This window comes from Halopseudomonas yangmingensis (genome assembly GCF_900114825.1).
Classification (GTDB): Bacteria; Pseudomonadota; Gammaproteobacteria; order Pseudomonadales; family Pseudomonadaceae; genus Halopseudomonas; species Halopseudomonas yangmingensis.
In genome coordinates this window covers 343,643-368,892 of sequence record NZ_FOUI01000001.1, presented here as the reverse complement: position 1 = coordinate 368,892, position 25,250 = coordinate 343,643, and the positions used below count along the sequence as shown (strand labels likewise).

Sequence of the window (25,250 nt, the reverse complement as noted above, 5' to 3'; positions counted from 1 at the left end):
CTGTAACACGGACTTAACAGGAGCACGTGACAATCGGCAGACATCAAATGTCTGCCGGAGCCTTGCGCATGTTGTCCGAATCCCGTAACGAGTTGCAGCGAATTATCCAGCAAGGCCTGATCAGCACACTGTTCCAGCCGATTGTATCGAGCCTGGAGCAACGTATTATCGGCTACGAAGCGCTCAGCAGAGGCCCCTCCGACAGTCCGCTGCACTCCCCGCTAACGCTATTTGCCACCGCACGCCATTGTGGCCTGCTCAGCGAACTGGAACATCTGTGTCGCAGCACTGCCATCAGTCGCTTCTGTCAGTTGCAATTACCCGGCATGCTGTTTCTCAATGTCTCACCGGAAACCCTGCTGGAACCAGGCCATTCGCGTGGTGCCACCTTGCAACTGATACAACGCTTTGGCCTGCCTCCGGCACGGTTGGTGATTGAATTGACCGAACAGGCCCCAATCAACGATATGGGCTTGTTACGCGAAGCACTGCTGCATTATCGCGAGATGGGGCTACAGGTGGCGCTGGATGATCTGGGTGCCGGCTACGCCGGCCTGCAACTCTGGTCAGAACTGCAACCCGACCATGTAAAGATCGACCGGCACTTTATCCACGATATACATCTTGATCCGATCAAGCGTGAATTTGTCAGTGCCATGCTGAGTATGGCCAAGGCCAGCCGCTCCAACCTGATTGCTGAAGGCATTGAGTGTGCCGAGGAACAGGAAGCCCTCGAACAAATGGGGATCGACTGGGTACAGGGCTACTGGCTGGCCAAGCCGCACGCCGAGCCTCTCGAGCAACGAGCTCAACTGGAAGATCGTCTCAAACAGTGCCTGGGCCTGCAGCCGGACGTCACTGGCATTCACAGCCTGCTAATAGAGACAGCTCCGGTAAGCGCTGACTGCCTGACCCTTGATGTGCTGCAACGCTTTCAGGATCAGGCCAGCCTGAACACCCTCGCAGTAGTGGATAGCAGCAACAAACCGGTCGGCACCGTCCAGCGCAACAACTTTACCCGAAAACTGCTCAAGCCTTTTGCCCTTGAGCTTCATGGACGCAAACCGATAAGCCAGCTAATGGATGACCAGCCGCTGGTGGTCGATATCGGGCAGAGTCTGGAGCAGGTCAGCCGACTACTGACCAGTCGGGCGCGCCAACGTCTTGACGAGGACTTCATCATTCTGCGCGAAGGCCTCTATTACGGACTGGGAAGGGTAATGGATGTATTGCGCCAAATCACCGAACTTAAAATCCGTGAAGCACGACACGCCAACCCACTAACGCTGCTACCCGGCAATATACCGATTCAGGAATGCCTGGCACGCCTGCTGCGAACCGGCCATAAGGCGCGTCTGTGCTATCTGGATCTGGATAATTTCAAACCATTCAATGACCTGTATGGCTACGCCAAGGGTGACGAGGTACTGCTGATTCTTGCACGTTTGCTACGCAAGCATTGCGACCAGCGTCACGACTTCGTCGGCCATATCGGTGGTGACGACTTTATGCTGGTATTGCGCAGCAGCGACTGGGACGCCCGTCTGCAGCGCATCAACCACGACTTCAGCCGGGACACCCTGCCACTCTATCGACCTGAACACCAGCGCGATGGCGGCTTCACCGCGGCAGACCGCCATGGCGTACAGCGCCAACACGCACTGGTCAGCCTGTCGATTGGCGTGCTGCATCTGGATGCCGGTAACAACCGCCAGGATGATCCCGCCAGCCTTGCCGAGCAGGCATCGGCGCTCAAGCAGCAAGCAAAGAACTACCCGGGATTCAGCGTGGTCTGCGGATCCAGCCACGGACAATCAGAACAGTATGACCTGGCATTCAGGGCCCCAGACCAGACACCATGCGGCCTGCAGCGCGTTACCCACAAAAGCTGTGGATATGTCTGTTGACAAGGCTTTGAAAAAACGCCGAAACGACCGTTTGAAAGGCCTTCCAAACAAACTGAGCACTTTTTAACCAAAGAAAAAACATATTAAAATCAATAGGTTAAATATGTACCCTATGGATGATGGCGCTTTGACAAGAAACAGTGAAGGTGTTACCGATGAATGTGTACAAGCGTAACACTCGAACCGGAAAAGCGCAGAAAAAGCAACCCGAATACAGGCTCGGGCACTCCAGCAGGTAACAGAATGAACGTAGCGCATCGATATCCCATTGCTGCTGGAGAGGCTGGTTGCACCGGGCAAGAAAACCTGCCGGTGCAACCATCAACTGCAGCCAGGGATTAAACACAACCTCAGCCGGAAAACAGGCAATCAGTGCCCGTCATGCTGCCCGAGCGAGTCTGGAGAGACCACCTCCAGCAGCTCCATATCGAACACCAATACCGAATGCGGAGGAATGCTCGGCGCCGGACTGTCAGGCCCGTAAGCCAGCTCACTGGGAATAGTCACCGACCACTGCTCGCCAACCTTCATCAGTTGCAGCGCTTCAACCCAGCCATCAATCACACCGTCCACCGGAAATACTGCCGGCTGGCCGCGCTGGCGTGAGCTGTCGAAAACAGTGCCGTCAATCAGGCGACCTTCGTAATGCACCTTGACCAGGTCGCTGGACGTAGGACGCATGGCATCCTCATCAGCTGCCTTCAGTACTTTGTACTGCAGACCGGACTCAGTCGTTGTTACACCCTCCTGCTTGGCATTCTCGGCCAGCCAGGCAGCATTTGACTCACGCAGCGCGGAGGAACGGGAGTCCATCTGCTGCATGGCAACCTGTTGCAACTCGGCAAATGCCTGCTGCATTTCTTCATCGGAAACAGCAGATCCCAGACCATCCAGCGCATCACGCATACCCTGCGCCAGTGCATAGGTGTCAATGTCAGTCAGGCCGCTGGCCAGAAGGTTCTCACCCATGTCCCGACCGATGCCATAGGATGCCTTCTGTATCGGCGTGTCCAGTTTTACCGCAACCTGCGCTGCATCCTTGTCCTGGCAACCTGCCAGACCGAATAGCGAAAAGGCCACCGCAGCAGCCAGCAATGTACGCTTCATGCTTACCTCGTGTAAAAGCCCGTTACGGGCGAAAAAAATCAGCTTAACAGGCAGGCGCAGAGGCAACCATACAAAAATCGGGGATTGACTGACGGTCTCTGAGGGTGTGACCCCACGGACAAAAGAACACCGGCTTTTTCGGGCAGATGATCACGATCTGGTCGCCGAGAGCGGCAAGCACTTTCAAGAGCGAAGATTCTGGAACTCCAGAAACGAAAAAAGCCTTTAACTTTCATCAAGTTAAAGGCTTTCGTAGATGGCGCAGCGGACGGGACTCGAACCCGCGACCCCCGGCGTGACAGGCCGGTATTCTAACCGACTGAACTACCGCTGCGCATTACCCCTCGAGTGGTGGGTGATGACGGGATCGAACCGCCGACCCTCTGCTTGTAAGGCAGATGCTCTCCCAGCTGAGCTAATCACCCTTTACTCTCGAAGTGGGCGCATTCTAGGCCGGGATAACCTCCTTGGCAATACCTGTGGCAAAAAAAATCGCACCTTTTTTCAATGCGTTATCGCCAACCCAGAAAATACGCAGGCTTCAGCAGGATGACTGGCCCTGATCCGGCGACTGCGGCACTATGTGCGCCCGACACCATCAATACAGCGCGGCAGAATGCTGCCGTGCCCAGTCAAACGCAAGGACAATCGCATGTGGTTCAAGAACCTGCTGATCTACCGTTTCAGCCAGCCCCTGCCTTTCAATGAAAGCGAATTGCTCACCGCACTGGAAAAGCATCCGGCACGCCCCTGTGCCAGCCAGGAAACCCAGACACTGGGCTGGACCACGCCCTTTGGCAAACACTCGGAAAACCTGCTGCAGGTAGCCCAGAGCTTCTGGCTGGTCGCCATGCGCAGTGATGAGCGCATCCTGCCTTCCAGCGTGGTTCGTGAAGCGCTGAACGAAAAGGTTGAAGAAATAGAACAGCGTGATGCGCGCAAGGTCTATCGCAAGGAACGCGACACTTTGAAAGACGAAGTGATGCTGGATCTGCTGCCACGCGCCTTTACCCGCAGCCGCACCACTCTGGCCCTGCTGGCGCCGCAACACGGCTGGATTGCCGTAGACACGTCCAGCCACAAGCGTGCCGAAGAGCTGCTGAACCTTATGCGTGAAAGCACCGGCAGCCTTCCGGTACGACCAATCAACGTCAAAATAGCGCCCATGGCCTGCATGACCGACTGGGTTCGCACTCAACAGGCTCCCGAAGGCCTGGTGATCGCTGACGAGTGCGAGCTGCGTGATACCGGTGAGGATGGCGGCACCGTCAAGTGCAAGCGCCAGGACCTGGGTAGCGACGAAATCCAGCAGCATCTGGATGCTGGCAAACAGGTCAGCCAGCTTGCCCTGCACTGGCGCGACAAGCTGTCACTGGTACTGGACGACAAACTGGGACTGCGCCGGCTGAAATTCGAAGAATTGCTGCAAGAGCAGGCTGATGAACAAGGTGGCGAGGATATGGCCGGGCAACTGGATGCAACCCTGTTGATCATGGCCGAAACACTGGCTGAACTGATTCCCTCGCTCGGCACCGCGCTGGGTGGCGAGGAAATCCCCCAGGGCATCTGAGTCGCCCCATGCAAAGCCGTAAAGCCACGTTGCACGGCGCCACGTCTGCAGCACCATAAAAAACGGGGGCTATGTGCCCCCGGTGAGTAGCAACATCCATCAACGCAGATTGATGATGGTCTGGGTTACCGCATCCTCGGTCTGGATGGTCTTGGCGTTGGCCTGATAGTTACGCTGGGCAACAATCAACGCCACCAACTGGTCAGACAGGTTGACGTTGGACTGCTCAAGCGCACCCGACTGTATGGCTCCCAAAGTACCCGTGGTCGGTTTGCCGACCACCGGCTCACCCGAGGTAAAGGACTCCGCCCATGCCGTCTTGCCCAGCGGGGTCAGCCCCTGCTGGTTGGGGAAGCTGGCCAGTGCAATCTGCCCCTGTACGCGCGTCTGTCCGTTGGTATAACGGGCAAAGATGATGCCGCTGTCGTCAATTTCCAGGCCGGCCAGATCCCCTGTAGTGAAGCCATCCTGAGTCACCGAGCTACGCGAAAACACTGCGGCATACTGACTGGTGCCGGTGAGATCAATACCCAGCCGCGCCACAGGAGACGTGGCGCCAGTAGGCTGACCATTGGCCGACAGGGGAACCCAGCCATTCAGCTCATAGGGCTGGGCGGTCGTCAACTGGCCTGCATTGTTGAAGCTCATCGGAAAGCGTGACGCTGCAGAGGGTGTATAGGCCGGGTCAGATGCCAGCACACCGGTTTGCGGATCACGCCCGTCAATCAGCGCAACCATCTCCCAGGCACCAGGCCCTGTCTTGATAAAGTACTTGGTCATCACGTGCGGATTACCAAGGCTGTCGTAGATATCCACCGAAGTCGAGCTGTTATAGGACGACGAATCAGTCGGATCAAAGGAGGCCGCAGCAGCCGTCAGACCCGCTGTTTCAGCGGCAGTGATTTCAGCCGGCGTGGGGTTGGCAGGATCCGCGGCGCCAGCAATCGATGCCGCATAGGCCTGGTCATAGCTCTGCTGCCACAGCACCGGCTGCACATTGGTCGAATTCAGATTAAGTCGCGAGCGGATTTCGGTGGTAGCCTGCGGTTCTGCAGCCCGGGTATCTATCTGCATATCACGGCGAACGCCTTCGCTGATGTCGCCGGTGACCGGATCCACCCCAAACCCCTGCAGGCGCTCACCAAAATTATTGACGATATTGCCTTCTCGATCGGTGCCAAAGTACCCGGCACGGGTAAAGCTGATCGCCCCCTGATTGCTGGTGATAAAGAAGCCGTTACCGTTAATCGCCAGATCCAGTGTGTTCTGGGTAAAGTCGATATTGCCCTGGGTGAACTGCTGCGACACACTGCCCAGTTGCACGCCGCTGCCCTGGGCATTCTTGCCGGTACCCAATACAGAGGCAGCGTACACGTCGGCAAATTCAGCCCGTGAACTCTTGAAACCGATGGTACCTGCGTTGGCAATGTTGTTGCCGGTTACACTGAGATCGGTGGACGCTGCGCGCAGACCACTCAAACCGATGTTGAAGGACATAGTGTCTCTCCTGTGTGGTTAATCGCCCAAGCGAGCTTATTTGCCAATCATCTGCACGCTGGACAGCGCCATGCTGCCGATGCCTGCGAGGTTTAGAAGCATTTCACCGCCCGTAGCGGACGGCAGGGATACGCTGTCTACATTGGCCGGCAAAAGGGTATTCAGTTGACGGTTGCCGCCCTCAAAGCTGGCCTCCACCTTGAAGCTGTACATGCCCGGCGGCAACAAATCACCCGAGCCATCCCGCCCATCCCAGGAAAACGCCCGGGTGCCGGCTTGAACATTGCTTTGACTAGCTTGGTGCACCAGAGCCCCGCTTTCGTCGTAGACGCTAATCAAAACATTGGCACTGGAGGCTGGCAGCACATAGTCACCTTTAATACCTGCCTCGGTATCCACCATGGCCTTGGAGGTCGGCACAATCACCGAACGACCCACCATGGATGAGGCCTGCAGCGCTTGAGATGACTGGAAGCTTCTGGCCAAATTATCCAAGCCAGCTCCCATTTTCTCGATCCCCTCCACAGTGCTGAACTGTGCCAACTGCGCGATAAACTCACCGTTTTCCTGGGGTGACAACGGGTCCTGGTTGTTCAACTGCGCGACCAGCAATTCGAGAAACTCGTTCTTGCCAAGCTCCCCCCCCTTGGCAAAACGACCCTGATCAATCTGGTAGTTATCCAGTGCTGAAGCGCCTTGCGTATTGATTCCGATAGACATTTTGCCTGCTCCTTATTGCCCCAGCGTCAGTACGCGTTGCATCAGCGTCTTGGCGGTGTTCATGAGTTCCACATTGGTCTGGTAAGCTCTTGAGGCGGCCATCATGTTGGCCATCTCCTCCATCACATTGACGTTGGGCATAAAGATGTAGCCTTCTTCGTTCGCCATGGGATGATTAGGGTCATAGCGCATCTGCAATTCAGCATCCGACTCGACAATGCCCAACACCTGCACACCCTGACCCGCCTCGTCATGCGGCTGGAACAAGGATCCCTGCCCCATGCCCTGCTGCTCGCTGAAAACAGTTGCAAACAGCGGGTTGCGTGCCCGGTAGGTCTGGTCAACGCTGCTGGAGACGGTCTCGGCATTGGCGATGTTGCTGGCAACGGTATTAAGCCGCAGCGATTGCGCACTCATGCCAGAGCCGGCGATATTGAAAACCTGGTTAAGCGACATGGTCAGTCTCCTCTCAGGGCTGTCATCAGCCCCTTGAACTTGCTGTTGAGGAAGGTGAAACTCGCTTGGAATTGCGCGGCATTCTCGGCAAAACGTGCTTGCTCGGTTTGGGTGTCCACGGTATTACCGTCGATAGCCGGCTGGCTGGGCACGCGATATCGCAGCCCGGCAGCCTGATCGACCAGACTGTCCGTGACGAAATGCTGCTGATGGGTACGCTGCATACCAACACCTTGCGTGCCCTTGCCCTGCTGGGCCTCAAGAACGGCGGCAAAATCCAGATCACGGGCCTTGTAATTGGGCGTCTCGGCGTTGGCCAGATTGTTGGCCAGCACGGCTGCCCGCTCGCTGCGAAACTTCAGCGCGCTCTCGTGAATCCCCAATGCCTTGTCGAAACTGATGCTCATGACAATCATCCCCTACTGACCGAAAACGGTCGGCGTTATTGCACAAGCAAGCTAAAGCAATCTCCATGCCAACAAATAATCACTTATAAAACAACAAGTTATCAAAGACTGGAATTTGACGCGGCAAGCCATTGCCGCAAACACCGGGGTGTCGCTGCCGGCAATGCGCCCGCGGTGGTAAGATAGGCACCTTTTCATCCGAACACTCAAAGGACTCCATTACATGTGCGGAATTGTCGGCGCCATCGCGCAACGCAACGTCACCCCGATCCTGCTAGAGGGGCTGCGCCGCCTCGAATACCGCGGTTATGACTCGGCCGGACTTGCAGTACTGGACGCCGAGGGCCATTTGCAGCGCGCCCGCGCCATGGGCAAGGTAATCGAGCTGGAGAACCTGCTGGACGCCGAGCCATTGCAGGGGCATATCGGCATTGCCCACACCCGCTGGGCCACCCACGGCAAACCGGCAGAGCGCAATGCCCATCCGCACCAGTCCGGCTCGATTGCCGTGGTGCACAACGGCATCATCGAAAACCATGCCCCGCTGCGCCAGCGCCTGCAGTCACTGGGCTACCAGTTCAGTTCGGATACCGACACCGAGGTCATTGCCCACCTGCTGCACCACCACCTGCAACAGGGGCAGGACATACTGCAAGCACTGCGTGCGACCCTCGCCGAGCTGCATGGCGCGTATGCGCTGGGTATTATCCACGAGGCCGAGCCGGACACTCTCTATTGCGCGCGCATGGGCAGCCCGCTGGTGATTGGCGAAGGCAGCGAAGAGCATTATCTGGCCTCCGACCCGCTGGCGATGCTGCAGGTCACCGACCGCTTCCGCTATCTGGAGGAAGGTGATTACGCCCGCATGGGCATCAACCACTGCCAGATCTGGGATCGCCAGCACCAGCCTGCCGATCGCCCGGTACAGCGTTACGAGCACGCCGCGCACAGCCTGGACAAGGGCGAATACCGCCACTACATGCTCAAGGAAATGTTCGAGCAGCCGCAGGCGGTGGCTGACACCCTGGCCGGTACGCTGGCCGATGACCATGTGCTGACTGCCGTACTTGGCCCCGAAGCCGAAACGCGGCTGGCCGACATCCGCCACATCCACATTGTGGCGTGCGGCACCAGCTACCATGCCGGCCTGGTTGCCCGCTACTGGATCGAGGAAATGGCCGGCATTCCCTGTCAGGTCGAAGTAGCCAGCGAATACCGTTACCGCACCGTGGTGGTCCCGGACAACAGCCTGCTGATCTGTATTTCCCAGTCCGGCGAAACCGCCGACACCCTGGCGGCCCTGCGCCACGCTCGCCAGCTTGGCTATCTGGGCACCCTGGCAATCTGCAACGTGGCCGGCAGCTCGCTGGTACGCGAGGCCGACTGGCGTCTGCTGACGCATGCCGGCCCGGAAATTGGCGTTGCTTCAACCAAGGCCTTTACCACCCAGCTAACTGCCCTGCTATGGCTGACCACAGCCCTGCTTCAAGTGCGTGGCTGCGACCAGCCGCAGGTAGCCGGCAATGTCAGTGCCCTGCGGCGTTTGCCGACCCTGATTGAGCAGGTACTGGGGCTTGAGCCGCAGATAGTGCAACTGGCCGAGCGCTTTGCCAACAAACACCACGCCCTGTTCCTCGGGCGCGGTAGCCACTACCCGATCGCCATGGAAGGAGCCCTCAAGCTCAAGGAAATTTCCTACATCCATGCCGAAGCCTATGCAGCCGGCGAGCTCAAGCACGGACCGCTGGCACTGGTAGACGAAGATATGCCGGTGGTCAGCGTGGCACCCAGTGACAGTCTGCTGGAAAAATTGCTGTCGAATCTGGAAGAGGTACGTGCACGGGGTGGCCAGTTGATCACCTTTGCCTGCGAAACCACCGAACAGAGATCCGACGCCAACCACACCATTATCAACCTGCCCTGGGTCGAAGACTGCATTTCGCCACTGGTCTACACCCTGCCGCTGCAACTGCTGAGCTACCACGTGGCACTGGTCAAGGGCACCGATGTCGACAAGCCGCGTAATCTGGCCAAGTCGGTCACTGTGGAATAAACAGGGGAAGGCGCATGGCACAACGCATTCTGGTTACCGGCGGTGCTGGCTATATCGGCACCCATACCTGTATCTGCCTGCAGCAGGCCGGGCATCAATTGGTGGTACTGGACAACTTCAGTAACAGCAAACCCGAGGCACTGCGCCGGGTCAGGCAGATCAGCGGCCAGCCGCTGGCACTGATCGAGGGCGACATTCGCGATCGCGCCCTGCTCGCCCAGCTGTTTGAGGAACAGTCGATAGATGCGGTGATTCACTTTGCCGGGCTGAAGGCGGTCGGCGAGTCCACCGCCCAGCCGCTGCGCTACTACCAGAACAATGTCGCAGGCAGTCTGGTGCTGTTCGAGGCGATGCAGGCGGCCGGGGTGAGGAATCTGGTGTTCAGCTCGTCGGCCACCGTGTATGGCGACCCGGCGAGATTACCGATTGACGAAGACTTTCCGCTCAGTGCGACCAATCCCTATGGCCGTTCCAAGCTGATTATCGAGCAGATGCTGAGCGATCTGTTCCTGGCCGATCCGCAGTGGAATATTGCCCTGCTGCGCTATTTCAATCCGGTCGGCGCGCATCCCAGCGGACTGATCGGCGAGGACCCGAACGGACTGCCGAACAACCTGCTGCCATACATCTCACAGGTGGCGGTAGGGCGTCTGCCGCAGCTGCAGGTGTTTGGTACCGATTATCCGACCGTCGACGGCACCGGTGTGCGTGACTATATCCATGTGATGGATCTGGCCGAGGGGCATGTGGCAGCACTGGACTGGCTGGGCCGCAAGGCGGGGCTGCGCGCCTTCAATCTGGGCACCGGCCAGGGCTATTCGGTACTGCAAATGCTGCAGGCCTTTGAGCAAGCCTGTGGCCACAGTCTGGCCTGGAAAGCGGTTGAGCGCCGCGCCGGCGACGTCGCCAGCTGCTACGCCGATCCGCAACGGGCGGAAAGTGAACTCGGCTGGAAGGCCACCCGCACCCTGCAGCAGATCTGCGATGACAGCTGGCGCTGGCAGTCAGGCAACCCGCAGGGGTATCGCTAAGTCGATACCCCGCAGCGGCGCCCGTCAGCCGGCCGCCGCCAGCTCAATCTCCGCCAGTCGTTTTTCCCAGGCCTTGGCTTCCTTCTTCGAGGTACCACCCAGCAGCTCCAGCGCCTGACGCAGGCGGTAGCGGGTCAGGTCCGGGCCGAGGTGGGCCATGGCGTCCAGCACCGATACCGAGCTGGCCTGACCGGTGATGGCCGGGAACAGCAGCGGCATCACGTCACGCAGCTTGACCTCGAAACCCTGGGCAATCAGCTGGATGCAGGCGGTGATGCCGTCCTTGTCCCACTGGCGCAGCGCCTCCAGCTTCCACAGCAGCAGTTGCAGCAGCTGGCGTACCTCGTCCGGGCCGAGCTTCTTGTGGGCAAACAGCGTGGCATCCGGCGCCACCGGGCCACTGAGGAAGAAGCCGGCCAGCGGCAACAGCTCGCTGAACGTCTCGACCCGGCTCTGCACCAGCGGCACCAGCGGCTTCAGGTAGTCGGCATTCAGCGCCCAGGCCTGTACCGCACGGGCAAACTCATCGGTGCCCAGTTCACGAATCCACAGCCCGTTCAGCCAGGCCAGTTTCTCCACATCGAAGATCGGTCCGCCGAGCGATACACGCTGGATGTCGAAGTGCTCGATCATCTCGGCCAGGGTGAACTTCTCGCGCTCGTCGGGCATCGACCAGCCCATGCGCCCGAGGTAGTTCAGCAGCGCCTGTGGCAGGTAACCCATGCGCTGGTAGAAGGTGATGCTGGTCGGGTTTTTGCGCTTGGACAGTTTGCTTTTGTCCGGGTTGCGCAGCAGCGGCATATGGCACAGCTGCGGCATCTGCCAGCCGAAATACTGATAGAGCAACTGGTGCTTCGGCGCCGAGTTGATCCACTCCTCGCCACGCAGCACATGGGTGATCTGCATCAGGTGGTCGTCGACCACGTTGGCCAGGTGATAGGTGGGCAGACCGTCGGCCTTCATCAGCACCTGCATGTCGACCTGCTCCCAGGGAATCTCGATCTCCCCGCGCAGCATGTCGTTGACCACACAGACGCCCTCGGACGGCACTTTCATGCGCACCACATGCGGCTCGCCGGCAGCCAGTCGCTGCGCCACCTCGGTCGGAGCCAGGTGCAGGCAGTGGCCGTCGTAGCCGGGGGTCTGCTTGTTGGCCATCTGTTCGGCACGCAGTGCGTCCAGCCGTTCGCTGCTGCAGAAACAGCGGAACGCATGGCCGTCAGCAATCAGCTGCTCACTGTGCTGCTGGTAAATAGCGCTGCGCTCGCTCTGCCGGTAAGGGCCGTGCGGGCCGCCTACATCAGGACCTTCGTCCCAGTTCAGTCCCAGCCAGCGCAGCGATTGCAGGATCTGCTGCTCGGACTCGGCACTGGAGCGCACCTGATCGGTGTCTTCGATGCGCAGGATGAACTGGCCGCCGTGCTGTCGGGCAAAGCACTCGTTGAACAGGGCAATGTAGGCGGTGCCGACATGCGGGTCACCGGTCGGCGAAGGGGCAATGCGGGTGCGGACGGTCATGGAGTCTCTCGATCTGGTCCGACCGGAGCACAACTGCTCCGGCCTGTAATTACGGGGTGAAATCTTACCGCGCCAGCCCGTCATCCTCCAGTGCGCGCGCCTGCATCTGCTGCTCAAGACGGGCGATCATGAAATCGATAAAGGCCTTGACCTTCATCGACTGGAAACGACGCGAGGGATAGAGCGCATAGAGCTCGGCCGTGGGTAGCCGACAATCCTCAAGAATGCGAACCAGCTGCCCTTCTTCGACCAGCGGCTCGGCGATGAACTCCGGCACATTGATAATGCCAGCGCCCTGTAACGCTGCCTCGCGGGCAAAGGTAATGTTATTGACCGTGAGCACCGGCGTGATGGATACGCTGGTATCAGGGTCAAGAAACTGCCACTTGCGCAGCGGCTCCACGCTGGTATGGATGCAGCGGTGCGCGGACAAGTCAGCCGGTGTTCGCGGTGCTCCATGCCGTGCAACATAGTCCGGGCTGGCATACAGCCGGCATGGAGTGGATACCATGCTGCGCGCCACCAGACTGGAGTCCTGCGGGCGACCACGGTGGATCACCACGTCAAAGCCCTCTTCCACCGGATCGACCAGCCGGGTAGTCAGCTCGATATCCACCTGGATTGCCGGATAGCAGCGCATAAACTCACCGACGGCGGCACCAAGGAACAGTTGACCGAACTCGATTGGCGAGCTGATCCGCAGCAACCCGATCGGTTCGCTCTGCAAATGCATGATCGCCTCTTCAGCCTCGGCGAACTCCTACATGATCTGCCGGCAGCGTTCATAGTAGGCCTGACCTACTTCAGTAAGCCTCAGCTTGCGCGTAGTGCGGTTGAGCAGGCGTACCCCCAGCCGCTCCTCGAGCTGTGCAATACGGCGGCTTACAGTGGATTTCTGCATGCCAAGCGTCACTGCGGCACTGGTGAAACTGTGTTGTTCAACCACCCGGGTAAAGATCAGAGCGTCATCCAATCCCATGCCAACTGTTCCTTCGATGCAACAAAGTGTGGCGATTCTAGCGCCTCCGGCAGATCCGGCAACAGTGCTAGAGTGCCCGGACAATCAGAAAAACGGAAAAACTCATGGCTTCCCGCACCCGACTTCGCCTATTTCTGTTTTTGCTTGTGTGTGCGCTTGCCGTTGCCAGCTTCACTGCCCACTGGTGGCTGATCGGACGCCATTACCAGAGCACCAGCAATGCCTATGTGCATGCGGAAATCAGCCGGGTCGGCAGTCAGCTGGCGGCCCAGGTGATGGAGGTGCTGGTGGATGACAACCAGCTGGTTGAGGCCGGGCAGTTGCTGGTGCGACTGGATGACCGCGACTTTCGCCTGGCCCGGCAGCTGGCCGAGGCCAGTCTGCAGACCCGGCTGGCCGAGCAGCAGCAGGTACGCGCACGACTGGCCCAGCAGGACAGCCGGCTGGCAGCGGCGCGTGCCGAGATTGATGCGCAGCAGGCCGAGCTGCAACGCCTGCAGCGCGATCTCGCGCGCCTGACACCGCTGCGCCAGTCCGGTTATGCCTCCGAGGAACAGCTCAGCCACCTGCAGGCCCAGCAACAGGTGGTGCGCGCCCGCCTGCGTGCCGCCGAGGCTGAACTGCGCACCCGTGAACTGGACAACAACGGCCTGCAGGCCGAACTGCAGCGCCTGGCTGCCCTGGAGACTGCGGCCCGCGCCGAGATCGAGCGCGCCGAGCTGGCCATTGAACGCAGCGAGATACGCGCGGCAGTCGCCGGTCGCATCGGCCAGCGCAGTGTGCGAGTGGGTCAGCAGGTGCAGGTTGGCCAGCAACTGCTGGCGCTGGTCCCGGAGCAGCAGCTGTGGGTGCAGGCGAATTTCAAGGAAACCCAGATCCGCCGGCTGCATCCCGGCCAGCGGGTACGCTTGCAATTTGATGCCTTCCCCGGCGAGCCGGTCGACGGCGTGATCGACAGCCTGTTCCCGGCCACCGGTGCGCAGTTCAGCCTGCTGCCGCCGGATAATGCCACCGGCAACTTCACCAAGGTGGTGCAGCGCCTGCCGGTGAAGATCCTGATCGACCCGCAGCATCCCTTGCGGCCGTTGATCCGCCCTGGGCTGTCGGTGCAGGTGCGGGTCGACCTGCGTGACTGAGACCTACCGCGAGCCAGCCATTCCGCCACCTACCCGGCGCGACTGGATTGCCATTCTCAGCGCCATTCTCGGTGCCTTTATGGCGATTCTGGACATCCAGATCGTCAACGCCTCGCTGAAGGATATCCAGGGCGCACTGTCGGCGACCATCGAGGAGGGCTCGTGGATTTCCACCTCCTATCTGGTCGCCGAGATCATCATCATCCCGCTGGCCGCCTGGCTGTGCATGGTGCTGTCGCCACGGCGCTTTGCAGTCATCATCTCGGTGGTGTTCGTGATTGCCTCACTGCTCTGCTCGCTGGCCTGGGACCTGCAAAGCATGATCATCTTCCGCGTGCTGCAGGGCTTGGCCGGCGGCGCGCTGATTCCCTTCGCCTTCTCCCTGGTACTAACCAAGCTGCCGCTGGAGGTGCGCCCCAAGGGCATGGCGCTGTTCGCCATCACCGCCACCTTTGCCCCGTCGATTGGCCCGACCCTGGGCGGCTGGCTGACCGAAAGCTTCGGCTGGGAATACATTTTCTACATCAACGTGCTGCCCGGCGCGCTGATGATCGCCGGCCTGATGTATGGCCTGGCACCCCAGGCGCCGCGCTGGGAGCTGCTGAAGAAGGGCGACTATGCCGGGATTGTCAGCATGGCCATCGGGCTTGGCTGCCTACAGGTGTTCCTGGAGGAAGGCAACCGGCTGGACTGGCTGGATTCACCACTGATGATCTGGCTCGGCTCGCTGGCGTTTGTCAGTCTGGGGCTGTTTATCATTCTGCAGCTGTCACGCGACAACCATCTGATCAACCTGCGCCTGCTTGGCGAGCGCAACTTCCTGCTTGGCAGCCTGGCCAATGTCGGGCTGGGGGTCGGGCTGTATGGCACGGTGTTTGTGTTGCCGGTGTATCTGGCGCAGATCCAGCAGTACAACGCGCTGCAGATCGGCGAGGTGTTCATGTGGCTGGGCCTGCCGCAGTTGCTGCTGATCCCGCTGGTGCCTGTGCTAATGCGCTTTATTGATGCCCGGCTGATCTGCGCCGCCGGCTTTGTACTGTTCGGCAGCGCCAGCCTGTACAGCGCACAACTGGATCTCGACTTTGCCGGACCCCAGTTCATTGCGATCCAGATCTTCCGCTCGTTTGGCCAGCCGATGATTCTGGTGCCGCTGTCGATCCTCGCCACCGCGATGATTCCGCCGTCGCAGGCCGGCTCGGCGTCCAGCCTGTACAACATCATCCGCAACCTCGGCGGTGCGATTGGCATTGCCGCACTGGCAACCATCCTCGACAGCCGCAGCAGCCGGCATTACGAGATGCTGCGCGAGCACGTCAGCCCGGAGCGTCCGGAGGTGATTGAGCGGCTGCAACTGCTGACCCAACAGCTTGGCGACCCGCAGGCGGCGCTGCAGCTGCTGATGCAGCAGGTCGAGCAGCAGGCGCGGATCATGGCCTTCAATGATGCCTTCAGCCTGATCGGTGTGATGCTGCTGCTGTCCACCGTCTGCGTGCTGCTGACCCGTGGCTTGCCGATTCAGCGCAAGTAACCTTCCCTTGCGCCTGCCATGGCGGCGCCTGGATTGCTTCGGCCCTGCGGGCATGCAATGACGGCTGCGTAATACGGGCACTCGTCACACCTACCAAATGTACATTTTTCTGCCCACCTACTGGCAATAACACCTCTACAGCGCTAGCATCAGGCCTTATTTGTAAAAAATATCAAACAAATCCGAACTGACAGGAGTGCGCCATGCTCACCGACCACACGGGTTCCTATTACGCCGCCTCGGCCAATCCGACCCCTCAGCGCCCGCCATTGCAGGGGCTGGTGGAGGCTGATGTCTGTGTGATCGGTGCCGGCTACACCGGTATCTCCACCGCGCTGTTTCTGCTGGAACAGGGTTTCAGTGTGCGCGTGCTGGAGGCGGTCAAGGTCGGTTTTGGCGCCTCCGGGCGCAATGGCGGGCAGATCGTCAACAGCTACAGCCGCGACATTGATGTGATCGAACGCACCCTGCCGGCACCACAGGCACGCCTGCTCGGCGAGATGGCCTTCGAGGGTGGGCGCATCATCCGCGATCGGGTGCAGCGCTATGGCATCCAGTGCGACTTGAAGGATGGCGGCATCTTTGCTGCGCTGAATGCCAAACAAATGCAGCACCTGCAAGCGCAGAAGGCACTGTGGGAACGCTACGGCTACAACCACCTGGAGATGCTGGATGGCACAGATATCCGCCAGCGGGTCGACAGCCAGCGCTATGTCGGTGGCATGCTGGATCGTCAGGGCGGGCATATTCATCCGCTCAATCTGGTGCTGGGTGAGGCGGCTGCCGTTGAATCGCTGGGCGGGGTGATCCATGAGCACTCAGCGGTCATCCGCGTCGAACCGGGCGAGCGGCCACTGGTCCACACCGCCCAGGGCCAGGTGCGCGCGCGCTTTGTGGTAGTGGCCGGAAATGCCTATCTGGGTGGACTGATACCGCAACTGGCGGCCAAATCTATGCCCTGTGGCACCCAGGTGATCACCACCGCACCGCTGGATGAGGAACTGGCGCGCAGCCTGCTGCCGGAGGATGACTGCGTCGAGGACTGCAACTACCTGCTCGATTATTACCGGCTGTCCGCCGACCGCCGACTGATCTACGGCGGCGGCGTGGTCTATGGTGCGCGCGATCCGGCCAATGTCGAGGCGCTGGTACGGCCCAAGCTGCTGAAGACCTTCCCGCAACTGGCCGATGTGAAGATTGACTATGCCTGGACCGGCAATTTCCTGCTGACCCTGTCGCGGCTGCCGCAGGTCGGCCGTATCGGCGACAACATCTACTATTCCCAGGGCTGCAGCGGGCATGGCGTGACCTACACCCACCTGGCCGGCAAGGTGCTGGCCGAGGCGCTGCGCGGCCAGGCCGAACGTTTTGACGCCTTTGCCGCCCTGCCGCACTACCCGTTCCCCGGCGGCCGCCTGCTGCAGGTACCGTTCTCGGCGCTGGGTGCGCTGTATTACAGCCTGCGCGACCGGCTGGGCATTTGACGGCAAGTTGCCAGCGCAGACCCTGACGCATTTTCTGGCTATAATTAGCGCCGAAACCAACAATACGGAGAACCACCATGGAAATGATCCGCACCTTGCGCAAGAGCCTGTCGATTCTGATGACCGCGCTGTTCCTGATCACCAGTCTGGCCAGCATTCAGGCCCAAGCCGGGATGATCGGTACCCATGAACTGATTGCCGAACAGCAGGTACAGATGGATCGTCAGGATCTGCAGGCGATGCTGGAGGATGATCAGGTGCGTGAGCGCCTGCAGGCTATGGGCGTGACCGCCGAGCAGGTCGAGCAGCGCATCAATAGCCTGACCCCGGCAGAGCTGGCGCAATTCAATGCCGAACTGGAAAAGGCCCCGGCCGGTGCCGGCGTGGTTGGTGTGATTGTGCTGTTCCTGCTGGTCTTCATCGTTACTGACATGCTGTGCGCCACCAATATCTATAGCTTCGTCAACTGCGTTCGCTGATGACATGGGCAATACCAGCCGCCGTACAATGGCGGCCGGTTCTGCTGTTGGCCTGGCTGTTATGGCTGAGCGGTTGTGCCGTCCAGCCACAGACAGCCTTGATGCATGACCCCGCACTACCCTCCCGTACTCTGCTCACCGATGTGCCTTTCCATGCCCAGGACGATTACCAGTGCGGCCCGGCAGCCCTGGCCATGCTGCTCAACCAGCGCGGCATTGAAATTACCCCTGAGCAACTGACCGAACGGGTCTGGCTGCCCGAGCGGCGTGGCAGCCTGCAACTGGAAATGGTTGCCGCCGCCCGAGAACAGGGGCTTCTGGTGTATCCGCTGGCACCCCGAGCGGAATCACTGCTGCTGGAATTGCAGGCCGGCAATCCGGTATTGGTGATGCAGAACCTTGGCTTTAACTGGTGGCCGCAGTGGCACTACGCGGTGGCCATCGGTTACGACCTGCCGCGCCAGCAGATCATCCTGCACAGCGGCCTGGAAGCCGAACGCCGCGAACCGCTACGCCTGTTCCTGCGCAGTTGGCAACGCGCCGACAACTGGGCCCGCGTGCTGATGCCGCCGGAGCAATTGCCGGCCAACGCCGAAGCCCTGCCATGGCTGCGTGCCGCCAGCGATCTGGAGTTGAGCGGACAGCCGGCTGCCGCTCGTAGCGCCTACCAGCGCGCTATTGAGCAATGGCCGGAGCAGCCCGCTGGCTGGTTCGGTGCCGCCAACAGCGCCTGGCAACTGGGTCTGCAGCAAGCCGCAATTGAGGCTTACCTGGAAGCCCTGCGACAGTTCCCTGACCTGCAGCAAGCCAGGCACAACCTGATCGCGGCATTCACAGCCATGGGCTGTCCGCAACAGGCAAATCTGGCCAGCCAGCCAGATGCCGTAAACTTGCTGCAACATATTGATTTGCAAGCATGCCACACGCCTTATCAGCCTTTGTTGCCCTGACAGAAACACTCAATTGCACGAAGGCTATTGCCATATACCCCTATATAGGCAAGCCTTTCTACCTGCAACGGGTAATCGACATGTGCCAATCTGCCGCACCAAAAAAAGCCGGAAACGTCACATTTCTTGATCTGTGTTAAAGCGGGACTCTCCAAAAAGTAACAAATTGCAAGCGTGTCAACACAAACGGCAAAAAGCCTGCAAGGAGAACCCACAATGCACACACCCACGCTTCGCAAAAGCCACAGCCCGTTGCTGGCAGCTATGCTGGTCGGCGGCATGGCTGCCAGCAGCACAGCAGCAATCGCTTCCCAGCCAACTCTTGAAAAAGAGCAGTTCGACCGCGCCACCCTGCTGTACTTCCAGCAGTGTGCCGGCTGTCACGGTGTTCTGCGCAAAGGCGCCACCGGTTCCAACCTCGAACCCGAAAACATGCTGAAACTCGGCCAGCAGCGCCTGGAGCGTATTATTGCGCTGGGTACCGAAGGCGGCATGAACAACTTCGACAAGATCTACTCGCCGGAAGATATTTCTCTGCTGGCAACCTACATCCAGATGACACCGCCGGTACCGCCGGAGCTGTCCCTGGCCCAGATGAAGGAAACCCTGAAGACCCACGTACCGGCCGACCAGTATCCGACCAAGCCGATGCACGGCCGCAACTGGAAGAACTTCTTCCTGACGATCGAGCGTGACCACGGTTCGGTTGCAGTGATCGACGGTGACAAGAAGGAACTGGTGGCACGTATCCCCACCGGTTACGCCGTACACGTGATGAAGGGCGTGGAAAACAACAAGGCCGTCAAGCATCCGAAGCCCGAAGAAGTCGGCCGCTTCTGGTACACCATGGGCCGCGACGGCAAGATGACCAAGATCGACCTGTGGCAGACTCCGGACAAGATGCTGGTCTCCGAAGTGCAGGTTGCTTATGACGCACGTGACGTAGCTGTTTCCGGCGACGGCAAGTACGTCATCGGTGGCGGTTACTGGCCGCCGCACTTCGCTATCCTTGACGCCCACACCATGGAGCCGCTGAAAGTGGTTTCCGCCCGCGGTGTTAACGTCGACGGCGAATACGTCAACGAAGCCCGTGTCGCAGCCATCTACGACACCCCGCACGCACCGACCTGGCTGGTCAACATCAAGGAGCTGGGCCAGACCTGGCAGGTTGACTACTCGGATATCGACAACCTGCGCATCGAGATGATCGACAACGCCAAGTTCCTGCACGACGGTTTCTTCGATCCGACCGGTCGCTACTTCCAGATCGCTGCCAACGGCTCCAACCAGATGGTGGTGATCGATGCCAATACCCGCAAGCTCGAAGCCATCATCGACACCGACCTGCGTCCGCACCCGGGCCCGGGCGCCAACTGGATCGACCCGACCTGTGGTCCGGTAGGCGGCACCCCGCACCTGGGTGTTGGCAAGATGACTGCCTGGGGTAACGATCCGGCAGGCAACAAGGATCATGCCTGGAAGATCTGCTACGAAGTTGAAACTGACGGCCCGGGTCTGTTCATCCGTACCCACCCGAAGAGCGACTACGTATGGATCGACCAGACTCTGCACCCGGAGCCTGAAGTACAGCAGTCGGTCAAGGTCATCGACAAGAAGACCCGCGAAATCGTCAAGACTATCCGTCTGACCGAAACCAAGGGTCAGGTAGCCACTCACTTCGAGTTCAACCATGACGGCACCGAAGTATGGGCTTCCGTCTGGAACCGTGGTGACAGCCTGGCGCCGAACGGCGAGATGATCATCTTTGATGCCAAGACACTGAAGGAGAAGGCGCGAGTCAAGGGTCTGTACGCCCCGACTGGCAAGTTCAACGTGTTCAACCGCATCAACCACGTGACCTGATCCATCAGGGCCACAGTTCGGCCGGGCTCTGCCCGGCCGAACCGGTTGGCTAATCAGACAGGAGTCACACCCATGCAACGAAGACATTGGCTGGCAGCGCTCGGAATCTCACTGATCGCCGCGCCACTTGCCGCAGAGCCTGACAGCCGCCAGCAGGAAATGGTGGATCTGGCCTGGAAGCGTGGCTGTTTCAATTGCCACGATCTGGACACCACTCTACGTGGTCCAGCCTGGCGCGATGTCGGCGAACGCTATCAGGACGATCCCGAAGCACTCGAGCGCCTGATACCCATTGTCCGCAACGGCGGGGGTGGCAACTGGGGTGACGAGTTCATGACAGCCAATCGACGGGTCCCCGAAGAGGATATCCGCCAACTGGTCGAATGGATTCTGACACTGAGAAGTACCGAATCATCCGTTCAGAACTGAATTACAGAGTGCCCTTCAAAGGCACCGAACCATTGCCGCACCAACCCAACTGCTCCAAGCGAGCTTTGTGAGGAATGCCATGAGTGACCAGCGAACCTCCCGTATCAAGGGTCTGCTGAAACTGCTTCGAAGCCCCACTTCGAAATTTTCCCTGGGTTCTCTGCTGATCGTCGGCTTTGCTGCCGGCATCATTTTCTGGGGCGGTTTCAATACCGTGATGGAATGGACCAATACTGAAAAATTCTGCATTTCCTGTCACGAAATGGAGAATAACGTCTATAAGGAATACCAGCACACCATCCACTACTCCAACCGTACCGGCGTACGCGCGGTCTGCTCGGACTGTCACGTTCCGCAGGCCTGGGGTCCGAAGATGATTCGCAAGATCCAGGCTTCACGCGAGGTCTGGGGCAAGATTACCGGCACCATCAACACGCCGGAAAAATTCGAGGCCAAGCGTCTGACCCTGGCACGTCGCGAGTGGAACCGGATGATGAAGAACGACTCGCTGGAATGCCGCAACTGCCATGACTTTGTCAGCATGGACAAGGAAGTGCAGTCACCACGCGCCAAGCGCATGCATGAACGCGCCGTGGCTGATGGCATGACCTGCATCCAGTGCCACCAGGGTATTGCCCACCAGCTGCCCGATGACATGACCGATGATGATTATCTGGATTGACATATCGCAACCAAAAACTGCGAACTGACAATCAGCCGAGGAGAAGAACCCATGAAGAAACTCACTGCCGCGATTATCGGCGTCACCCTTGGCCTGAGCCAGGGTGTTGCCGTTGCCGAACCTGCTGACTGGAGCGCCATCGAAGCCAAGGAAATCACCCTGTTCTTCCCGGGCATTTCCCCGATGGAGTGGATTACCGGCAAGATCCGTATCGATCGCGCCCGTCATGGCGGTGCCCGCCCCTTTGCCCAGGGTGATACCTGTATCGACTGCCATGGCCAGGAAGTGGCCGAGATGGGTGCCAAGATTGCCTCAGGGGAAACCCTTGAGCCGGATCCATTAGCTGGACGCCCGGGCTCCATCCCGCTGAACGTCCAAGCGGCCCACGATGGCAGCAACCTGTACATGCGCTTCAGCTGGACCCAGCCGGCAGCTGCCGGTGGCGACAAGGCAGATGCTGAGAACCCGGTAAAGCTGGCTTTCATGCTGGATGCCGGCAAAGTTGAGACAGCTGACCAAAGTGGCTGCTGGGCCAGCTGCCACGCTGATTCGCGCACCATGCCCGAAGGTGATGCCGGCAAGACCAAATACGTCAAGGACGGATCGGTTGCAGCAGGGGTGTTCTACGATCTGGTGCAATGGCGTAGCGGTAGCAATGGCGGATACGCCGGTCATGTTGCCGATCAGCGCGTTCTGGAAGCCAGCGACACTGTTGTTGCCAGCGGCTCGCAGGATGGCGATACCTGGTCAGTCGTTATCCAGCGTCCGCTGGCTGGCGGCGAAGCTGATATCGCGCTGGAAGCCGGCAAGGCATACAACGTCGGCTTTGCAATCCACAACGAGCACACCGAAGGTCGCTTCCACCACGTATCCCTGGGCTACAAGCTGGGTATCGATGCTGACGGCGACATCACTGCCAAGAAGTTCTGATCTACCCGCGCCAACAAAAAGCCCGCACATGTGCGGGCTTTTTGTTGGCCACGATATCTTAAAGCGCCCTATCAATAACCAGCGTCACCGGCTGCAAGGCACCCACCAGCACATCATCGATAGCCCCCTCGTGAGTACCAGCCATCACATTGCCAGCCGGTGCCAGTCTCGCCACCAGCTCCAGTCGTTGGCCGGTATACAACTCAATATCCGGCTGCATGGCGTCAGTCAGATCCATCTCGATGTCTGATGGCAGATTATGCGGATCAAGCCTGCGTGCCAGCAGTAGCCGCGGTCTGGCATCACCGTCAGCCGCTTCGCGGGCAAATACGAATACCGACGAGTCAGGACCAAGCTGTGCTTGCAATGACGCGTCCAGCTCTACCCGCAAGCGAATCACCGGTTCATCGCCGAGGCCCGCGGTTTGCGACTGCACCAGCAGTTGGCGGGCCCGGTCAATGCCCAGGCGAACCTCGCCGGCTTCTGCACTACCGGGCTCCAACAGTTCCATCAACGCCTGCCAACGGCGAATTGCCGCATCGTAGTCACCTTGCTCGAAAGCCGCCACGCCAAGCAAACTGAGTGCAGAGGTTTCATCAGGCTGCAGCTCCAATGCCCGTTCCAGCATGGCCACACCGATATCGTCAAACTGGTAATCCGCCGCGACAAAGCGTGATTGCGACAACGCCGCCAGAACCTGCGCATGCTCGCCAATCAGATCCAGCGCCTTTTCCAGCGCAATCACCGATTCATGGGCCTGGTCATTGGCCAGATAGGCCTGACCCAGCATAAACCAGACCTCACCGTTATCCGGCTGCAGCACCAATATCCGCTCCATGCGAGAAATAGCCTGCTGTGGCGTGCCGGACTCCGGCTCATTCTGCATTTCCAGATAAAGAGCCACCCCAACCGGCTCGCCCCAGTTCAGGTACAACTTGACTACGGCCAGCGGCATGACCAGAGCCACCAGCAACAAGGCGGCAGGCACCCAGCGTGCGCGTTGTCGAGTCGTGTGCTGGTCCTCAACGTCCTCCAGCAACAGCCGCGACGCTTCACCGGCAATCGCCTGCACCTCCGCCTCATCCAGATGACCAGCCGTTTGTTGCTCATGCAACTCGAGCATCCGCTCCTCATAAAGCGCCACGTTGAGCGCACTACGGTCCACAGTCCGCTGTCTCTGCACTTTCCACAGCGGCCACACCACCACCAGCATGCCGAGCAATACCAGCACCCCGGTCAATACCCAAAATTGTGTCATTCGCCTTACCTCTGCCGACCGCCAGCCATTGCTGAACGGCATGTTTGCCAGCTGCATCCAATGCACTGCCGACCTGAACCCGTCTGATTATATAGATACCCGCCCCTGACGCAGTTGATCTGAATCCTGCTGTGACAAGATGTCGCCGGCCGCCTCGGGCAGCCGGCACTTTTCTGCTAGAATCTTGCGCCTTCCCCTGCCGACAGCCTGACGCATGAGCCTGCACCCACCTACACTGCACCGCCCCGGCCCCTCTCGCCGCTTCTGCGTGGCGCCGATGCTTGACTGGACTGACCGACACTGCCGGTTCTTCCTGCGCCAGATCAGCCGGCATGCCCTGCTCTACAGCGAAATGATCACCACCGGCGCGCTGCTGCACGGCGATGCCCAACGTTTTCTGGCTCATAGTGCGGAGGAACAGCCGGTAGCACTGCAACTCGGCGGCAGCGACCCGCAGGCGCTGGCGCAGTGTGCCACACTGTGCGAACAGGCCGGCTATGCCGAGGTCAACCTGAACGTCGGTTGCCCGAGCGACCGGGTGCAGAACAACCTGATCGGCGCCTGCCTGATGGCCCATCCGCAGCTGGTCGCCGATTCTGTGCGGGCGATGCGCGAGCATTGCTCAATTCCGGTTACGGTAAAGCACCGCATCGGTATCAATGGCCGCGACAGTTATGCCGGGCTGTGCGACTTTGTCGGCCAGGTCCACGAGGCAGGCTGCGACAGTTTTATCGTGCATGCACGCATCGCGATCCTCGAGGGCCTGTCACCCAAGGAGAACCGCGAGGTGCCACCGCTGCGCTATGCAGTGGTTGAGCAACTCAAGCGCGACTTCCCGCAGCTGGAAATTATCCTTAACGGCGGCCTGCAGAGCTTCGAGCAGATCGACGCGGCGCTGGGCTGGGCGGACGGCGTGATGCTCGGCCGGGAGGCCTACCAGAACCCCTGGCTGCTGGCCGAGGTCGATGCACGCCTGTATGGCGATATGCATCCAGTCCCCTCACGCTTCGAGGTTTTGCAAAAAATGCGCCCCTACATTGCCCGGCACATTGAAGGGGGTGGCCGCATGCATCAGGTCACCCGGCATATGCTTGGACTGTTCCAGGGCCTGCCCGGCGCCCGTCACTACCGCCGCGAACTGAGCACCGCCGTGCACCATTGTGATGATCCGCTGGAGCTCTACGACCAACTGCTGGAGCAGATGCACAGTCGACTGGGGCAGGATTGCCAGTAGCGCCAGCGCTGCGGTAAGGTCAGGGACAATCA

Annotated in this window: 21 protein-coding genes, 2 tRNA genes and 1 pseudogene; 14 read left to right on the top strand and 10 right to left on the bottom strand. The window is 59.7% G+C overall.

Translation table 11 applies throughout. The features are described 5' to 3' along the window. Positions 1 to 68 precede the first annotated feature (68 nt). On the top strand, positions 69 to 1,907 hold the full coding sequence (locus BMZ23_RS01815) for a GGDEF domain-containing protein (RefSeq protein ID WP_093472142.1): 1,839 nt from the start codon (positions 69 to 71) through the stop codon (positions 1,905 to 1,907). A 369-nt stretch (positions 1,908 to 2,276) separates the two neighbouring features. Here BMZ23_RS01815 and bamJ read toward each other — a convergent pair whose 3' ends face one another. The 3 genes from bamJ to BMZ23_RS01800 form a co-directional block, all read right to left on the bottom strand. Further along, on the bottom strand, positions 2,277 to 3,014 hold the full coding sequence (gene bamJ / locus BMZ23_RS01810) for a BamJ family beta-barrel-assembly machinery protein (RefSeq protein WP_093471833.1): 738 nt from the start codon (positions 3,012 to 3,014) through the stop codon (positions 2,277 to 2,279). Between the two features lie 257 nt (positions 3,015 to 3,271). Further along, positions 3,272 to 3,348: transfer RNA gene (locus BMZ23_RS01805), tRNA-Asp, on the bottom strand. A 15-nt stretch (positions 3,349 to 3,363) separates the two neighbouring features. Next, positions 3,364 to 3,439 (bottom strand) — tRNA-Val (locus BMZ23_RS01800). Positions 3,440 to 3,666: 227 nt separating this feature from the next. Here BMZ23_RS01800 and rdgC point away from each other — a divergent pair. Further along, positions 3,667 to 4,584 (top strand): recombination-associated protein RdgC, encoded by a 918-nt coding sequence (gene rdgC, locus BMZ23_RS01795; RefSeq protein WP_093471830.1) that lies wholly within the window; start codon positions 3,667 to 3,669, stop codon positions 4,582 to 4,584. Positions 4,585 to 4,683: 99 nt separating this feature from the next. Here rdgC and BMZ23_RS01790 read toward each other — a convergent pair whose 3' ends face one another. From BMZ23_RS01790 to flgB, 4 genes are read right to left on the bottom strand one after another with little or no spacing between them, the layout of a single operon-like run. Beyond that, a complete protein-coding gene (locus tag BMZ23_RS01790) occupies positions 4,684 to 6,081 on the bottom strand; it encodes a flagellar hook protein FlgE (RefSeq protein ID WP_093471827.1) in 1,398 nt (465 codons plus the stop codon). Between the two features lie 36 nt (positions 6,082 to 6,117). Further along, positions 6,118 to 6,801, bottom strand: a complete 684-nt coding sequence (locus BMZ23_RS01785) for a flagellar hook assembly protein FlgD (RefSeq protein WP_093471824.1) — start codon at positions 6,799 to 6,801, stop codon at positions 6,118 to 6,120. A gap of 12 nt (positions 6,802 to 6,813) precedes the next feature. Then, positions 6,814 to 7,257, bottom strand: coding sequence for a flagellar basal body rod protein FlgC (gene flgC, locus BMZ23_RS01780; RefSeq protein ID WP_093471821.1), 444 nt, complete (start codon positions 7,255 to 7,257; stop codon positions 6,814 to 6,816). A 2-nt stretch (positions 7,258 to 7,259) separates the two neighbouring features. After that, positions 7,260 to 7,664 (bottom strand): flagellar basal body rod protein FlgB, encoded by a 405-nt coding sequence (flgB, locus tag BMZ23_RS01775; RefSeq protein ID WP_093472139.1) that lies wholly within the window; start codon positions 7,662 to 7,664, stop codon positions 7,260 to 7,262. 223 nt (positions 7,665 to 7,887) lie between these two features. Here flgB and glmS point away from each other — a divergent pair, with 223 nt between their 5' ends. Further along, complete coding sequence (gene glmS, locus BMZ23_RS01770; RefSeq protein WP_093471818.1) at positions 7,888 to 9,717, top strand: glutamine--fructose-6-phosphate transaminase (isomerizing); 1,830 nt, start codon at positions 7,888 to 7,890, stop codon at positions 9,715 to 9,717. A gap of 14 nt (positions 9,718 to 9,731) precedes the next feature. Continuing rightward, the gene (gene galE / locus BMZ23_RS01765; RefSeq protein WP_093471815.1) at positions 9,732 to 10,748 is read left to right on the top strand and encodes a UDP-glucose 4-epimerase GalE; all 1,017 of its coding nucleotides are present in this window, start codon (positions 9,732 to 9,734) and stop codon (positions 10,746 to 10,748) included. 24 nt (positions 10,749 to 10,772) lie between these two features. Here the strand turns inward: galE and gltX are convergent, their stop codons facing one another. Further along, positions 10,773 to 12,266, bottom strand: a complete 1,494-nt coding sequence (gltX, locus tag BMZ23_RS01760; RefSeq protein WP_093471813.1) for a glutamate--tRNA ligase — start codon at positions 12,264 to 12,266, stop codon at positions 10,773 to 10,775. A gap of 64 nt (positions 12,267 to 12,330) precedes the next feature. After that, a pseudogene (locus tag BMZ23_RS01755) lies at positions 12,331 to 13,245 on the bottom strand (LysR family transcriptional regulator). Positions 13,246 to 13,349: 104 nt separating this feature from the next. Here BMZ23_RS01755 and BMZ23_RS01750 point away from each other — a divergent pair. The 9 genes from BMZ23_RS01750 (at position 13,350) to BMZ23_RS01710 (ending at position 22,726) form a co-directional block, all read left to right on the top strand. Then, entirely contained in the window at positions 13,350 to 14,381 is a 1,032-nt protein-coding gene (locus BMZ23_RS01750) for an HlyD family secretion protein (RefSeq protein ID WP_093471810.1), read from the top strand. Continuing rightward, positions 14,374 to 15,909: a DHA2 family efflux MFS transporter permease subunit gene (locus tag BMZ23_RS01745; protein ID WP_245748084.1), complete on the top strand. Its 1,536-nt coding sequence runs from the start codon at positions 14,374 to 14,376 to the stop codon at positions 15,907 to 15,909. Before BMZ23_RS01750 ends, BMZ23_RS01745 begins: the two co-directional genes overlap by 8 nt. A 203-nt stretch (positions 15,910 to 16,112) precedes the next feature. Then, entirely contained in the window at positions 16,113 to 17,393 is a 1,281-nt protein-coding gene (locus BMZ23_RS01740) for an NAD(P)/FAD-dependent oxidoreductase (RefSeq protein WP_093471807.1), read from the top strand. A 119-nt stretch (positions 17,394 to 17,512) separates the two neighbouring features. After that, positions 17,513 to 17,872: a PA2779 family protein gene (locus tag BMZ23_RS01735; RefSeq protein ID WP_245748096.1), complete on the top strand. Its 360-nt coding sequence runs from the start codon at positions 17,513 to 17,515 to the stop codon at positions 17,870 to 17,872. Positions 17,873 to 17,973: 101 nt separating this feature from the next. Continuing rightward, a complete protein-coding gene (locus BMZ23_RS01730; protein WP_177197191.1) occupies positions 17,974 to 18,822 on the top strand; it encodes a PA2778 family cysteine peptidase in 849 nt (282 codons plus the stop codon). Between the two features lie 216 nt (positions 18,823 to 19,038). Further along, entirely contained in the window at positions 19,039 to 20,685 is a 1,647-nt protein-coding gene (locus BMZ23_RS01725; RefSeq protein WP_218143542.1) for a cytochrome D1 domain-containing protein, read from the top strand. Positions 20,686 to 20,757: 72 nt separating this feature from the next. Further along, on the top strand, positions 20,758 to 21,114 hold the full coding sequence (locus BMZ23_RS01720) for a c-type cytochrome (protein WP_093471799.1): 357 nt from the start codon (positions 20,758 to 20,760) through the stop codon (positions 21,112 to 21,114). A gap of 79 nt (positions 21,115 to 21,193) precedes the next feature. Continuing rightward, positions 21,194 to 21,796: a NapC/NirT family cytochrome c gene (locus tag BMZ23_RS01715; RefSeq protein WP_177197190.1), complete on the top strand. Its 603-nt coding sequence runs from the start codon at positions 21,194 to 21,196 to the stop codon at positions 21,794 to 21,796. 51 nt (positions 21,797 to 21,847) lie between these two features. After that, positions 21,848 to 22,726, top strand: a complete 879-nt coding sequence (locus BMZ23_RS01710) for an ethylbenzene dehydrogenase-related protein (protein WP_093471796.1) — start codon at positions 21,848 to 21,850, stop codon at positions 22,724 to 22,726. Positions 22,727 to 22,784: 58 nt separating this feature from the next. Here the strand turns inward: BMZ23_RS01710 and ccmI are convergent, their stop codons facing one another. Next, positions 22,785 to 23,984 carry a c-type cytochrome biogenesis protein CcmI gene (gene ccmI / locus BMZ23_RS01705; RefSeq protein WP_177197189.1) on the bottom strand — a complete coding sequence of 400 codons (1,200 nt, stop codon included), beginning with the start codon at positions 23,982 to 23,984 and terminating at the stop codon, positions 22,785 to 22,787. A gap of 214 nt (positions 23,985 to 24,198) precedes the next feature. Here ccmI and dusA point away from each other — a divergent pair, with 214 nt between their 5' ends. After that, a complete protein-coding gene (gene dusA / locus BMZ23_RS01700; RefSeq protein ID WP_093471790.1) occupies positions 24,199 to 25,218 on the top strand; it encodes a tRNA dihydrouridine(20/20a) synthase DusA in 1,020 nt (339 codons plus the stop codon). Positions 25,219 to 25,250: the final 32 nt, after the last annotated feature.